General features: G+C 68.1%; 11 protein-coding genes and 1 pseudogene. 9 read left to right on the forward strand and 3 right to left on the reverse strand.

What is annotated here, in order from left to right:
* Positions 1-4: 4 nt before the first annotated feature.
* On the reverse strand, positions 5-499 hold the full coding sequence (locus OXI49_09725) for a flavin reductase family protein (protein MDE2690779.1): 495 nt from the start codon (positions 497-499) through the stop codon (positions 5-7).
* A complete protein-coding gene (locus tag OXI49_09730; protein ID MDE2690780.1) occupies positions 489-4016 on the reverse strand; it encodes a fibronectin type III domain-containing protein in 3528 nt (1175 codons plus the stop codon). Before OXI49_09730 ends, OXI49_09725 begins: the two co-directional genes overlap by 11 nt.
* A 194-nt stretch (positions 4017-4210) precedes the next feature.
* Here OXI49_09730 and OXI49_09735 point away from each other — a divergent pair, with 194 nt between their 5' ends.
* From OXI49_09735 to OXI49_09770, 8 genes and pseudogenes are all read left to right on the forward strand, one after another.
* Positions 4211-5896: an arylsulfatase gene (locus OXI49_09735; GenBank protein MDE2690781.1), complete on the forward strand. Its 1686-nt coding sequence runs from the start codon at positions 4211-4213 to the stop codon at positions 5894-5896.
* Positions 5893-6111: a hypothetical protein gene (locus tag OXI49_09740; protein MDE2690782.1), complete on the forward strand. Its 219-nt coding sequence runs from the start codon at positions 5893-5895 to the stop codon at positions 6109-6111. Before OXI49_09735 ends, OXI49_09740 begins: the two co-directional genes overlap by 4 nt.
* Positions 6112-6126: 15 nt before the next feature.
* Positions 6127-6513: pseudogene (locus OXI49_09745) on the forward strand (redoxin domain-containing protein).
* A gap of 43 nt (positions 6514-6556) precedes the next feature.
* On the forward strand, positions 6557-7840 hold the full coding sequence (locus OXI49_09750) for a serine hydroxymethyltransferase (protein ID MDE2690783.1): 1284 nt from the start codon (positions 6557-6559) through the stop codon (positions 7838-7840).
* Between the two features lie 36 nt (positions 7841-7876).
* Entirely contained in the window at positions 7877-8734 is an 858-nt protein-coding gene (locus OXI49_09755; protein ID MDE2690784.1) for a crotonase/enoyl-CoA hydratase family protein, read from the forward strand.
* A gap of 44 nt (positions 8735-8778) precedes the next feature.
* Entirely contained in the window at positions 8779-10056 is a 1278-nt protein-coding gene (locus OXI49_09760) for an MFS transporter (GenBank protein MDE2690785.1), read from the forward strand.
* Positions 10057-10106: 50 nt separating this feature from the next.
* Positions 10107-10694 (forward strand): hypothetical protein, encoded by a 588-nt coding sequence (locus OXI49_09765; protein ID MDE2690786.1) that lies wholly within the window; start codon positions 10107-10109, stop codon positions 10692-10694.
* A gap of 20 nt (positions 10695-10714) precedes the next feature.
* On the forward strand, positions 10715-12148 hold the full coding sequence (locus tag OXI49_09770; GenBank protein ID MDE2690787.1) for an SPFH domain-containing protein: 1434 nt from the start codon (positions 10715-10717) through the stop codon (positions 12146-12148).
* Between the two features lie 18 nt (positions 12149-12166).
* Here the strand turns inward: OXI49_09770 and rpmB are convergent, their stop codons facing one another.
* The gene (gene rpmB, locus OXI49_09775) at positions 12167-12406 is read right to left on the reverse strand and encodes a 50S ribosomal protein L28 (GenBank protein MDE2690788.1); all 240 of its coding nucleotides are present in this window, start codon (positions 12404-12406) and stop codon (positions 12167-12169) included.
* 186 nt (positions 12407-12592) lie between these two features.
* On the opposite strand from rpmB, the gene OXI49_09780 reads away from it, so the two are divergent.
* Positions 12593-14452 carry a thiamine pyrophosphate-binding protein gene (locus OXI49_09780; GenBank protein ID MDE2690789.1) on the forward strand — a complete coding sequence of 620 codons (1860 nt, stop codon included), beginning with the start codon at positions 12593-12595 and terminating at the stop codon, positions 14450-14452.
* The last annotated feature ends 134 nt before the right edge of the window (positions 14453-14586 follow it).

Raw genomic sequence — 14586 nt, forward strand, 5'->3', positions numbered from 1 at the left:
CGCGTCAGCCTGCTGTCAGGCGGGCGTAGCGGCCGCCGTGGAACAGCAACGGCTCCGCGTCGCGCAGCCGTTCGCCGGCGACGACGTCGCCGATCACGATGATGTGATCGCCGCCGTCGATCCGCTCCGCGATCCGGCATTCGATGTGGACCAGCGCGTTCTCGATCAGGGGCTCGCCCAGGCCGCCCTGCCGGAACGCAATGCCCAGCAGCGAACCCGCGGCCGGCTCGGTCGTGCGCGCGAACACGTTCGAGATCTCCTCCTGGTCGGACGCCAGGATGCTGAGGCCGAAAGCCTCCGCCCGCTGCATCTGCTGGTAGCAGTTCGACTCCCGGTCGACGCAGACGAGGAGTTGCAGCGGCTCGAGCGAGAGCGAACAGACGGCGTTCGCCGTCATTCCATGGAGCCGGCCGTCCACGTTCGTCGTCACCACCGTGACGCCCGTCGCGAACTGGCCGATCAGGCCGCGGTACGTGTCGCGATCCAGCTCAGAAGGCATCGATGTCGATCTCACCGCAGATGCTCCCCGCCTCGTTCCGGTAGGTCGCAACGCTATCGGTCAACGTGTCGGTCACCGTGATCGTGTACTCCACGTCCGAGAGACCGCCGTACAGGAACCAGAAGCTGCCGTTCACGCCGCGACCGTCCAGAATCTTCACCGCCAGTTCGACGTTCGAGGGGCTGAAGTACCAGAAGAAGCCCGTCTTTCCCGTCGTCAGCGACGGGATCACCCCGGCGGCCCGTGGCCCGTCCGCATCGACGTTCGGGTCGATGAAGTCGACTTCGACCGCGAACCGGTCGTCGCGCAAGCACAGTCGCTCGTCACTTGCCTCGCAGTGGCCCGTGCCGTCACTGGCGAGTTCGATACCGCCAGGATCGAGGGACGCCACCTTCATCCGCAGGAGGTCGAATCCCGGGCGGCCCGCACCGGTGTCGGCAGCACGCGGCGGACCCGTCGCGGCGGCCGTATCGGTGAAGGCCAGAAGATCCTTCTGGCCGCAGACGTCCTTCGGCGGGTTGTGGTACGTCCGCCGCTCTCCCGTAATCGCGTCTCTCACCGTGATCCAGTACTCGACGTCGGACAGGGCGCCGAAGAAGACCCAGTAGCTGCCATTGATCGCGGTCCCGTCGAGAACCTTGACGACCAGCTCGATGTTCTCGGACTCGAAGAACCAGAACAGCCCGGACTCGTCCGAGATGGCGACCGGCACGGCCGAACCCGCGCCGAACTCCTCCAGCACGTCCGGCCTGCTCCAGTGCGCCCGCACCTCGAAGCGTCCATCACGAAGACAGAGGTAGTCCGGCCCTTCCCGGCAGGCGCCCTGGAAGGCGCCGGTGGTGGCGCTGACCTCCGGAGAGTAGTCCGCGGCCCCGGACCGCAGCCGGAACGTGTAGGGAGTCTCCGGCTCGAGACCTGCGATCATCGTTCCCCCTGCCGTGGCCTCCGACCTGCCGACCTCCATCCACCCGCTCGCCGGATTCCGGGCCTCGATGACGAGCGTGCCCCGCGCCGGTCGCGCCCACCTGCCGGTCCAGATCAACTCGACCGACGTCTCGCCCGACGGAATGACCATCAGGCCGCCATCCTCCTCCTCCGGCGGATCGCCGCTCGGCACCGGCATTCCCCTGACCGTGTTGCTGGCGCGCGAGTAGCCGGCGTCGCTGTAGGCGAAGACGCGATAGTCGAGGGCTTCGCTCCGGGCCAACTCAAACGAAGTGGCGCCAGCCGGGACCAGAGCAACCCGCGTCCAACGGCCGCCACCCACCACGGTGGTGTCCTGCCGGTCGTACTCGGGCCGCAACTGGACCTCGAAACCCGTCTCTCCGCGCGAGTTGTCTCTCCAGGTCAACCTGGCCACGCCGCCGTCCACGCCCCAGTTGAGCCTGGTCGGCGCCGCCGGACCGCGGCCCGCCTCGCCCAAGCCCAACCTCGCGTAGCTGCGTTCGCCAACGCCCGCGTCGTTGTACGGCAGGACGAAGAAGAGGTAGCCGCCGCCGCGGGCCAGCCCCTCGATCTCGATCGCCTCGCTGTTGGCATCGGTCTCGAACAGGCCGAACCAGCCCGAGACGAGCGCCAGGACCCGGAAGCCCAGTTCGTCGGACGAGTTGTCGCGCCACGTCAGACGAACGGACGTATCGCCCGTCACCCTGGCGGTCAGGTCGGAGACGGCCCTGGGCCCCGGCATGGGCGGCGATTCCAGGACGAGGAGGCTGCTGGCAGAGGTCCCGGCGATGCCATGCGCGTACACCCGAACGCTGTAGGAGATGTCCGGGAAGAGGCTTGTCAGGAGCGTCGATTCGCTGTTCGCCGAGACCCACTTCCGCCGCTGCAGCACTCCCCGGTACAGGAGCTGAACCTCGAAGAGACTCTCGTTGTCCGAGTTGTCGACCCAGCTCACACGCGCCGAGTTCGTCCCCGCGCGGATGGGATCCTCCTCCACGACCGGGCGCCAGGCGAGTCCCGAAGGCGGGGCCGGCGCCGCGCCCGGAACGACCAGCGTGACCGTGCTGCTTCTCGCCGAGTAGGTGCTCTCCCCCCTGACCGCCCTGACGAAGAAGAAGTAGCGCGTGCCCGGGTCGGCCACCGGAAGATCGAGGGTCGCCGACCTCCGCTCCTCGAACCGTCGCGTCGGCAGATTTCCCGTTCGACCGGGCTGCCAGTACGTTACTTCGTAGCCATCCGCGTCGGGCGCGTTGTCCTGCCAGAGCAGCCGCACCGAGATGTCGCCGGCCATCCGGACCACCAGGTCCGTCGGCGCCGCGGGAGCGTCCTGCGGCAAGGCGTCGACGAAGTCGCCGTAGCGGACGCCGAGGTGGATGCTGTCCCGCAGAGCGCGCTCGTTCTCCCGTTCGTTCGCGATGCCGATCACCCGGCCCTGCGGCTTGACGCGTACGCTCGACAGGTACGGTTCGCCTTGGCCGGTGTAACTCATGATCGTCCCGACGTTCGGGATGCGATCGAGATTGCCGTGCCCGAAGGCGTACGGCCTGAAGGCAAATTGGGGAGAACCGCCGTTCTCCGGGTCGTGGTGGGCGCCCAGGCCGTGGCCGATTTCGTGGGCGAAGATCGGCCCATCGTCCGAACAGGCGCTGGAGGTCCAACCGTAGGCGTACTCCGAGAACTCCTCCGCGCCGTCCGCCCGTGCCAAAAGGTAGTGCTGGCCGCACGCGCCTCCAAGCGCCCACGGCGACTCCCCGGTGAAGAGATGAACCAGATCGGCGCCGTGTTCACGCCGCAGCCGCAGCACCTCCCCGTCCCACCGCAATTGCGTGATGATCGAGGTGCCGTACAGACCGGTGCCGTCTCTGCCGACACGGTCCAGGCCCGAGAGCTGCGCCATGTGGACGATTCTCGCGCTCACCCCGATGTTGCCGTTCCGCAGGACCATGTTCAGGTAGTCCCCGGCACTTCGAATCGCCGCTCGGGCGCCTCCCCGATCCGCCCAGGTCGAAGCCGCCGCCCTGGTGTAGACGACCAGGATGTCGAGCTGTTCGTGGTTCTGTGGCGCAGCCACTCGCGCCGGCAGATCGACGGCCATCGCTTCGGCCGGAAGGCGTGCCTGCTCACGCAATCGCGGATCGGAATCGCTGCCCACCGGGCAGAAGGCCTCGGGCTCGCGCCCGGGCAGGCCGAAGCTCGAAGCCATCTCACCGCCACCGTCGGGCCGGGCGCTGATCCGATATCGGACACCGCCGGGCTCACCGAACCAGCCGACCAGACGGCCACCCTCGACGGTCAGGACGACGCTGTCATGACCGGCACCCGGAAGACCGCCCGACCACATCAGGTCGCCGCCGCCCCGATCCTCGAAGACGCTGAGTTCCGCCTCCAGCACCAGGCCATTCGGCGTCGGCAGCTCCAGCCGGACCGGCTCCGTGCGAAGCAGCTCCATGTCGACCTGGACGGCGATGGAGGGAATCTCCGGCGCGAAGTCCTGGACGGAGACCGTTGCCGGCTGGGTCGCCTGCGGAATCAGCGTCAGCAGGCGCTGACCCTGAAGCGGCGCAGCGAGCAAGAGGAGCGCCGCGGCGGCAAGGACTCCGCCAATCCGGCTTCCGTCGCACTCCAGTCTGGACAGGACTGACCGCAAGACATCCTCCGCTGCTATCCGGGACTCAGTACACTGGATTCGTGCAATACAGGTCTATCTCACCATGCAAGAAGCCCGCCGTCGATCTCCTTCGGTTTCGGGGGCCGACCATCGTCCCCGTGCTGGTCGCGGCAATCGCCCTGGCGCTTTCCGGTTGCCGCGGTATCGACGCCCCGCCCCGGCCCGACATCGTCCTCATCATGGCGGACGACATGGGCTTCTCCGACCTGGGCAGCTACGGTGGCGAGATCGGAACTCCGCACCTCGATCGCCTGGCCGCCAACGGCCTGCGCTTCAGCCACTTCTACAACACGGCCCGCTGCTGCCCGACCCGCGCGTCCCTGCTGACCGGCCTCTACGCTCACCAGGCCGGCGTCGGCCACATGATGGGCGACGACGGGTTGCCGGGATACCGCGGCGACCTCGCCGCCAACGCGGTGACGATCGCCGAGGCGCTCAGCGAGGCCGGCTACGGCACCTACATGTCGGGGAAGTGGCACGTCACTCGTCACGTGGGCCACTGGAGCGGCAATGACGAGCTCACCTCGATCCACAACTGGCCGCGGCAACGTGGTTTCGACCGCTTCTACGGCACGATTCATGGCGCCGGCAGCTTCTACGACCCGATCTCCCTCACCGAAGACAACGAACCCGTCGAACTCACGCCGCCGAACAACCCCGAAGCCCCCGTCTACTACTACACGGACGCAATCTCCGAGCACGCGGCGCGGTTCGTGCGTGACCACGCGGAGGGCGAACGCAGCGACGATCCGCTCTTCCTCTACGTGGCCCACACCGCGCCCCACTGGCCGCTGCACGCGCTGCCGGAAGACACCGCCCGCTACCGGGGCCGTTACGCCGCCGGCTGGGACGCGATCCGCGCCGACCGGCGCCAGCGGCTGATCGAACTCGGGCTGATAGACGCCGACTGGCCGCTCACCGAGCGCGACCCGCGCGTACCCGCCTGGGCGGATGTTCCCGGCGAGGAACGGCCCTGGTTCGAGCGCGCGATGGAGGTCTACGCCGCGCAGATCGACCGCATGGATCGGGGCATTGGCGAGGTCGTCGCGGCGCTGGAGGAGACCGGCCGTCTCGACAACACGCTGATCCTGTTCCTGGCCGACAACGGCGGTTGCGCCGAAGTCCTGACGGACCGGTGGACAGGCCGCCTCTCGATCCCGCGTCAGGCGCTCGACGGCAGCCCGGTGGCCGTCGGCAACGACACGAGCGTGCTGCCCGGGCCGGAGTCGAGCTACCAGAGCTACGGCCCCCACTGGGCGCACGCGAGCAACACCCCGTTCCGCCTCTACAAGCACTGGGTCCACGAAGGGGGCATCGCCTCGCCGCTGATCGTCCACTGGCCGGCGCGGATCGCCGACGGCGGCGGCATCGTGCGCGAAACCGCCCACGTCATCGACCTGATGGCCACCGCGCTCGACGCCGCGGGTGCGCCCCACCCGAGCAGCCGAGCCGGTGACGACTCGATTCCGGTCGAGGGAACGAGCCTGCTGCCGGCGTTCCAGGACCAGCCGCTCGAACGCGAGGCGGTGTTCTGGGAACACGAGGGCAACCGCGCCGTACGCTCCGGCAAGTGGAAGCTCGTGTCCCGCTATCCCGGTGAATGGGAGCTCTACGACCTGGTGACGGACCGGACGGAGGCGAACGATCTGGCACCGGCGAAACCGGAGCGGGTCGCCGCCCTCGCCGCTCTCTGGAACGACTGGGCGGCGCGCACCGGCGTGGTCCCCTGGGACGAGATTCGTGAGCGCCGGCAGGCCGCCCGCGTGTTACGCTCCGGGCCATGAAAACGAGAGCTTTCCTGGCTGGCGCGGCCCTGGTTTGCGCCTCTCCCGCGCTTCCCGCAGACGTGCCGACGACCGCGGAGGAAGTCCGGCCGCTCCTGGTCGGCAGCGCCGTTCCCGCAGTCGAACTCCCCGCCGCCGACGGCGGCGTCGTCGACCTGGCCGCCGCGGCCAGGGCCCAGCCGACGATTCTCATCTTCTACCGCGGCGGCTGGTGACCGTACTGCAACACGCAGCTGGGTCAGTTGCAGGAGATAGAGCAGGATCTGATCAACCTCGGCTACCAGTTGTTCGCGGTGTCACCGGACATCGTCGCGCAACTGCACGCCACCGTCGACAAGAACGAGCTGAAGTACCGCCTCCTCTCGGATCGGGGGATGGCGGCCTCGCAGGCGTTCGGCATCGCCTTCCGCAACGAGGAGATGGTGCGGACCTACCGGGAGAGCTACCAGCTCGACCTCGAAGAGTACGCAGGCGACGATCACCACATGCTGCCAGTGCCCGCCGTCTTCGTGCTCGACACGGACGGCCGGATCGCCTTCCACTACGTAAACCCGGACTTCAGGGTCCGTCTCCCGGAGACTGTTCTGCTCGAGGCCGCGAAGGCGGCCCTCAAGTAGGTACCGCCAGCGGCCGCCGAGATCGCAGGCGGTCAACCGCGTAGTGGATTCGAACCGACAGGCGCTCGCGCGCAACGATCCTGCGGTGTGGGCGGCGATCGCCGGCGAGGAGGAGCGCGAACGGCGCGGCGTCGAGCTCATCCCGTCTGAGAACTACACCTACCCGGAGGTCTTCGCGGCCAACGGCTCGGTGCTGACGAACAAGTACGCGGAGGGCTATCCCGGCCGCAGGTACTACGGCGGCCAGGAGTTCACGGACGAGGTCGAGCGCCTGGCGATCGAGCGCGCCTGCCGGGTGTTCCGGGCCGAACACGCGAACGTCCAGGCGCTGTCCGGCTCGCCGATGAACCAGGCCGCCTACTTCGCCTTCCTCGATCCGGGCGACACGGTGCTGGCAATGGACCTGTCGCACGGCGGCCACCTCACCCACGGCGCGCCGGTGTCCCACATGGGCCGGGTCTTCAACTTCATCCGCTACCGGACCGACCCGGCCAACAAGGGCGCGATCGACTTCGACGCCCTGCTCGCCCAGGCCCGCGAGCACAAGCCGAAGATGATCCTCTGCGGCTACTCGTCCTACCCGCGGGACTACGACTACCGCGAGTTCAAGCAGGTCGCGGACGATGTTGGCGCGCTGACAATGGCCGACGTCTCGCACATCGGCGGCTTGATCGCCGGCAACGCGATGGACAACCCGCTCGACCACGGCTTCGACGTGATGACGACGACCGGTCACAAGACCCTGCGCGGGCCCCGGAGCGGCCTTATCCTGTGCCGAGCGGAACACCGCCTGAAGATCGACAAGGCGGTCTTTCCGGGCCTGCAGGGCGGACCACACATGAACGCCGTGGCCGCCCTGGCGATCACCCTGGGCAAGGCGCTCGAACCGGAGTTCGCGGTCTACGCGCGCCAAGTGCTGACCAACGCCAAGGTGCTGGCGGACGAGTTGATGAAGCGGGGCGCCGAACTGGTCACCGGCGGCACCGAGAACCACATGATGGTGCTCGATTCCGAGAAGAGCTTCGGCATCGACGGCAGGGTCGCCGAGGAGACCCTGGACAGGGTGTCGATTACCGTCAACAAGCAGTTGATTCCGGACGATCCGCGGCCGCCGCTGCGACCCAGCGGCATCCGCCTCGGCAGCCCGGCCGCGACCACGCGCGGCATGGAGGAGGCCGAGATGAAGCTTCTCGCCGAGTGGATCGTGGACGCGTTGCGACGCCACAGCGACGAGGAGCGACTCGAAGCCATGCGCCGTGACATCGAACGATTCTGCCTGCGCTTCCCCGTACCCGGTGTAACCCCGGCAGACGGGAGCGCCGGTTGACCCTGAAACACGAAAGCCAGGAGACTGAAGGACCAAATGGCCCCTGAACCGCACGACCGCGCGACCTGCCAGGAACTCGAGGACGGCGTCCTCACGATCACGCTGAACCGGCCCGAGCGTCTCAACGCCTTCAATGGCCAGATGATGGCGGAGATGATGGACACCTTCGACCGCGCGGACACGGACGACAACGTCCGCGCCATCATCATCACCGGCGAAGGGCGGGGCTTCTGCGCCGGTGCCGATCTGTCCTCCGGCGGCGACACCTTCGCCCGTTCCAACGCCGACCTCGACGACTACCGGGACGGCGGCGGCGTACTGTCGCTGCGGATCTACGACCTACGCAAACCGATCATCGCCGCGATCAACGGCCCGGCGGTCGGCGTCGGCATCACGATGACGTTGCCGATGGACGTCCGTCTCGCCTCGACGGAGGCGCGGATGGGCTTCGTCTTCGTGCGCCGGGGCATGGTGCCCGAGGCCTGTAGCAGCTACTTCCTGCCCCGCCTCGTCGGCATGGGCAGAGCCTCCGAGTGGACGCTGACAGGCCGCGTCTTCCCGGCCTCGGAAGCGTTCGAGGCGGGACTCGTCAGTCGCGTCCTGCCGCCGGACGAGCTGCTACCTGCCGCCCGTGAGCTGGCGAGCGAGATCGCGGCCAATACCTCGCCCGTTTCGGTCGCGATCACCCGGCACATGCTGTGGAAGGCCCTCGACGCCGAGTCGCCGATGGCCGCGCACCGGGTGGAATCGAAGGGCATCTACACTCGCGGCCGGAGCGCCGACGCCAGGGAGGGCGTCACATCCTTCCTCGAGAAGCGACCCGCCGAGTTCCCCTTGAAGGTGAGCGCGGACATGCCGTCCTACTTCCCCTGGTGGGAGGACGAGCCGTTCTAGGGACACGCGGCAGCGCAGCGGAAACCGCCGTCCGCCGCAGGTCGGTGGCGTCCTGGTGTCTCTACGACTGGGCCAACTCCGCCTTCACCACCCTGGTGGTGACCTTCATCTACGCGACCTACTTCACGCAGACGTTCGCCGAGAACGCGGACCGGGGCACGGTCCTGTGGTCGCGAGGGGTCACCACCAGCTCCCTGATCATCGCGCTGGTCTCACCGGTCCTGGGGGCGATGGCGGACCGCGGAGGGCACCGTCGCCGCTTCCTGGCAGCGGCAACCCTGATCTCGGTCGGGGCAACCGCCTGGCTCACCTTCGTCGTTCCGGGAAGCGGCAACGCCGTGCTGGCGGCTCTCGTCCTGTTCGTCGTCGCGAACATCGGCTTCGAGGTCGGCATGGTGTTCTACAACGCCTTCCTGCCACAGGTATCGACCCCAGCGACGATAGGCCGCATTTCCGGCATCGGCTGGGGCATCGGCTATGCGGGCGGCCTCGTCAGCCTTGTGCTGGCGCTGCTCGGACTGGTCGGGCTCGGCGACGCCCAGCCCTGGGTGTCATTGAGCACCGAGAACGGCTTCAACGTCCGCGCCACGAACCTCCTCGTCGCCGGGTGGTTCCTGCTCTTCAGTTTGCCGATGCTGCTGCTGGTGCGCGACCGAACGGCTGGCCACAGCTTGCCCGCCGCTGACGGCGCGGCCTCCATCGGCCGGGCCTTCCAGGATCTCGGACGCACCTTTGGCCGCATCCGCGAGTTCAAGGACTTTGTTCGCTTCCTGCTCGCTCGACTGGTCTACAACGACGGCCTGATCACGATGATGGCCTTCGGGGGCGTCTACGCCGCAGGGACGTTCGGGATGGACACGAGCGAAGTCATCCTCTTCGCCATCTCGCTCAACGTCACCGGCGGACTGGGCGCCTTCCTGTTCGGCCTCCTGGACGATCGGCTCGGCGGCCGCGCGACGGTGCTCTGGAGCCTGGCCGGCCTGTTCGTGTGCACCTTCGTCGCGGTCGTGGCAACGAGCAAGGCCGTGTTCTGGGTCGCGGTCCTGATTTCCGGCCTGTTCATCGGCCCCGTGCAGTCCGCGAGCCGGTCGCTGATGGCCCGCTTCGCGCCCGAGCGCTACGAGTCCGAGTTCTTCGGCTTCTTTGCCTTCTCCGGCAAGGCGACCGCCTTCCTCGGGCCGCTGCTGCTCGGGCTGATCACGGCCGGCTACGGGCAGCGCGCGGGCGTCTCGGTCGTCCTCGCCTTCTTCCTGGTCGGCGGCTTGCTGTTGCTGCGAGTTGACGAGGCGCGGGGCATGCAGCGGGCTCGCGAAGCCGCCTAGGACAGTGAACAGCCAGGCCTGAATCGACGTACGAGGATTAGGGAGGAGCGATGGAGGCAGTCAGCGACTGGTGGGGATCTTTGGAGGGGGCATACCGGGTCTTCTACGCGCTGGGGATCGTCTCGGCACTGGCGCTGCTCGTTCAGGTGATTCTCACCGTTTTCGGACTCGACGATCTCTTGGACGCCGCCGACGGCGAGGGCACGTCCCTGCTCTCGCTGCGCACCGTGAGCGGTTTCCTGGCCGGCTTCGGCTGGACGGGCGTCGTGATGATGCGCGCCGGCTACTCGACCCTGGGCGCGTCGGTCGGCGGCACCGTAGTCGGCCTCCTCTTCGCGGGCATCCTGTTCATGATCATGCGCGTGCTGATGGGCCTGCGCCACAGCGGCACGATCGACTACAGGAACGCGGTCGGCGTGGCCGGCAAGGTCTACGCGCCGATCGGAGGCAGTCTCAAGAAGCCCGGCCAGGTCGAAGTTCTGGTCCAGGGCCGCCTGCGGACAGTCGCCGCGATGACGCGGCACGACCAGGATCTGCCAACCCTGACCCGCATCCGCGTGGTCGACACTCTCGATTCCAACACCCTGCTCGTCTCTCCCCTCGACGCGGAAACCGACGAGCCGAAAGAAACCAAGTAGCAAGTTAGGAGAATCCATTCGTGGACCTGATCATCCTCATCCTGTCCGCCCTTGCGGCGGTGCTCATCCTCATCTTCTCTCTCTCGAGCCGGTACCGGCGTTGCCCGTCGGATCGCATCCTCGTGGTCTACGGCAAGATCGGCGGCACCGGTTCGGCGAAGTGCTACCACGGCGGCGCCGCGTTCATCATCCCGATCCTGCAGGCCCACCAGTTCCTCGATCTCGAGCCGATGACGATGGACATCAACCTGACCGGAGCGCTCTCGAAGCAGAACATCCGCGTCAACTGCCCGTCGACGTTCACGGTCGGCATCTCGACGGAAGCCGGGGTGATGGAGAACGCGGCCGAGCGCCTGCTGGGTATGCAGATGGAGCGCGTCTCCGCGCTCGCCCGCGACATCATTTTCGGTCAGATGCGCGTGGTCCTGGCGACGATGCCCATCGAGGAGATCAACGCGGACCGCGACAAGCTGATCGAGAACATCTCGAACGGCGTCGAGGTCGAGCTGAAGAAGGTCGGCCTGCGACTGATCAACGTGAACATCCAGGACATCACGGACGAGTCCGGCTACATCGACGCGCTCGGCAAGGAGGCCGCGGCGCGGGCGATCAACGAGGCGAAGGTCAAGGTCGCCGAGCAGGAGCGCGACGGCGAGGTCGGCGCGGCGGCCGCCGAGCGCGACCGGCGCATCCAGGTCGCCGAGGCCAGGGCGACGGCTCAGGAAGGCGAGAACGAGTCCGCGGTGCGCGTGGCCCAGTCCGACTCCCAGCGGCGAAAGGAAGAGGCAGAGGCCGAGCGCGACGCCTCCGCCGCGGAGAAGGTCAAGGCCGCCCAGGCCCTGCAGGAGGCCTACGCGGCGCAGCAGGAGTCCGAGGTCGCGCGCGCCAGCCGCGAGCAGGCGACCCAGCGGGCGGACGTCGTCATCCCGGCCGAGATCAAGAAGGAAGAGATCGCCACCCTGGCCGAGGCCGAGGCCGAGCGCAACCGCCGCCTGAAGCGAGGCGAGGCGGACGGCATCCGGTCGCTGACCGACGCCGACGCAGACCGGATTCAGCGCCTCCAGGAAGCCGAAGCGGCAGGCATCGAGGCGGTGCTCAAGAAGAAGGCCGAAGGCTTCGACCAGATCGTCGACGCGATCGGCGGCGCCGACAACGCGGCGCTGCTACTGGCGACCGAGCAGCTGCCGAAGCTGGTCGAGGAGCAGGTCAAGGCGATCGCCGGCCTCCAGATCGACAACGTGACCGTCTGGGATTCGGGGCGCGGCGAGAACGGCAAGACGGCCACCGCGGACTTCGTCTCCGGCCTGGTCGGCTCCCTGCCGCCGCTGCACGAACTGACGAAGAACGTCGGCATCAAGCTGCCGGAGTACCTGGGCGCCCGTGAAGGCGACGAGGAAACCGAGGCGCCCTCTGCCCAACCGCAAGACGAACCGCCCGCCGATCCCGCGCCCTGAGCGCGGGAAGCCGTCTGGCTACGTGATGTCGCGCAGCGTCAGACCGCGGCTCTTCAAGTAGGGCATCAGGCCCTTCCTGTCGATCGTGCGCAACGCGCGGGTCGACACCTTGAGCTTCAGCGTCCGCTTCAACTCGGGCACGTACAGCCGCTTGGTCTGGATGTTCGGGCGCTGCCACTTGTTCGTGACGTTGTGCGCGTGCGAGATGTTGTGGCCGCTGAGCGGCTTCTTGCCGGTGATCCGGCAGACTCTAGGCATGTCAGGACTCCATCGGCGCGACGCCGCGGTGAGAGCGTCGGGGCGGTCTCGTTGGGCGCGCGATCATAGCAGCGAAGCCGTTCCCTGTCGCGCGAGAGCCGCCGACCGGCTGCTAGGCTGCACCGACAAGAGCAGGCAACCGCAACGCCGGAAACGTCCCGGCGCGCCACACCGGGAGGACCCACCGTGAACGAACTGGTCTACCGCTTCCTCCGCAACGATCTCTCGCGTCGCGGGTTCATCCAGGCGCTGACCGCGCTGGGGCTCACCGGCACGATCGCCGAGTCCACCGCCAACGCGGCGGCTGCCGCGACCAACGCCGACCCGGAATCGGGCAGCCATACGGCCAACGGCACCGGCGGTGAACTGATGGTCGAACAGATGGAGGCGGCAGGCGTCCGCTTCCTGTTCACCAACCCCGGGTCCTTCGAGGTCGGCCTCTTCGACGCCTTCCTCGACCGGCCGAAGATGCAGCTCATCATGGGCCTGCACGAGGGCATCGTCATCGCGATGGCCGACGGCTACCACAAGGCCTCCGGCGAACCGGCTCTCGTCAACGTCCACGTGATCGCCGGCACCGCGCAGTCGGCCGGTCAGCTCTACAACTCCAGCCGCGACGGCTCGGCTCTGATCGTGACCGCCGGCCTGCTCGACAACGAGATGCAGGACGACAACCTGCTGCTGGGGCCCAGGCCCGGCTTCGACCAGAAGGACGTGAACCGGCAGTTCACGAAGATGTCCTGGGAGACGCGGGATGCGGGGTCCATTCCGGTGATGCTCCGGCGCGCCTTCAAGGTCGCGACCACGGCCCCCGGCGGCCCGACCTACCTCGCTCTGGCCAACCACGCCCTGGAGGCCAAGGGGGTCAGCGCCGCGATTCACGACCGGGCCTCCTTCATCATCCCGGACGACATCCCGGCCCGCGACGAGGACATCGAGGCGGTCGCGCGGACGCTGATCGAAGCCGAGGCGCCCATCATCCACGTCGGCGACGAAGTGAGCAAAGCCGGAGCCCAGCAGGCCGTGCTCGAACTCGCCGAGTTGCTGCGCGTACCCGTGGCCGACGTGAACTGGCCGTTCCACAGCTTCCCGCGGATGCACCCGCTCTACGCCGGCGGTTACAACAGCCGCGACCGGGACTTCGTGCTCCGCATCGGCGTCGGCGACATCGGCGGCACCGCCGCCGCCGCGCCCGACGCCGAGGGTTCCAGGAGCGCCTGGATCGGCCTGAATACGGGAGCGATCGGCGGCGACCGTCCGTTCGGCCGCGCCGTCGTGGCGAACACGAAGCTCGCCGCCGAAGCCCTGGTGGAGGCGGTCGAGTCGCTGACCACCGAAGAGCGCCGCAAGAAGATCCGCTCGTCGAGGCCCGAGAACGCTCGCCGGCAGCCCCAGCTCGACCCGGCAAACGTCGGCAACAGCCCGATCCACGCCGACGAGCTCGGGCACGTCCTCGAAACGGAGCTCGACCCGAACGCGATCATCGTCAGTGAGAACCTGAGCGGCTCGAATCAGTTCTTCTCCACCGGCCACCGGGACAACGAGAAGACCTGGCTCGCCACTTCCGGCGCCGGCCTCGGTTGGGGCATCGGCGCCGCGACCGGCGCCAAGCTCGGTCAGCCCGACCGCCAGGTGGTCTGCAACATTGGCGACGGCTCGGTCATGTACAGCGCCGCCGGTTTCTGGTCCCAGGCCCGCTACGGCGTGCCGGTGCTGACCGTGGTCACGAACAACCGGAACTACCAGACCGTCCGCTTCGCCTACGCCCGCTACGACGGCAGGATGAAGGCGGCCAACCGCTACACGGGAATGCACCTCGGCGACCCGGACATCGACTTCTCCGGACTCGCCCGGAGCCAGGGCGTCGACGGCGTGACGGTCGAGTCGGTGGCCAATCTCCGACCGGCCATTCGCCGCGGCATCGAAGTCACGCGCGCCGGCGAGCCGTTCCTCGTCGACGTGGTCGTCGACCGCAAGGGCGACGGCGGCGACTCCACCTGGCACCAGGAGTTCAGCCTGGCCGACCAGCGGACGAAGACGGTCTAGGACCTTGCGCCGCGAAGACCGGCTGCGCCGGCCTTCTGGTCGGCTTTGTGGCCGTGGGTCTTCTGACCGACGGGGAACCACGTGCCGGCCGCAAGGCCGGCTCCACACGACGAGGCGACCGCTGCTTCTACTCT

This window comes from Acidobacteriota bacterium, assembly GCA_028875725.1.
Lineage (GTDB): Bacteria > Acidobacteriota > Thermoanaerobaculia > Multivoradales > Multivoraceae > Multivorans.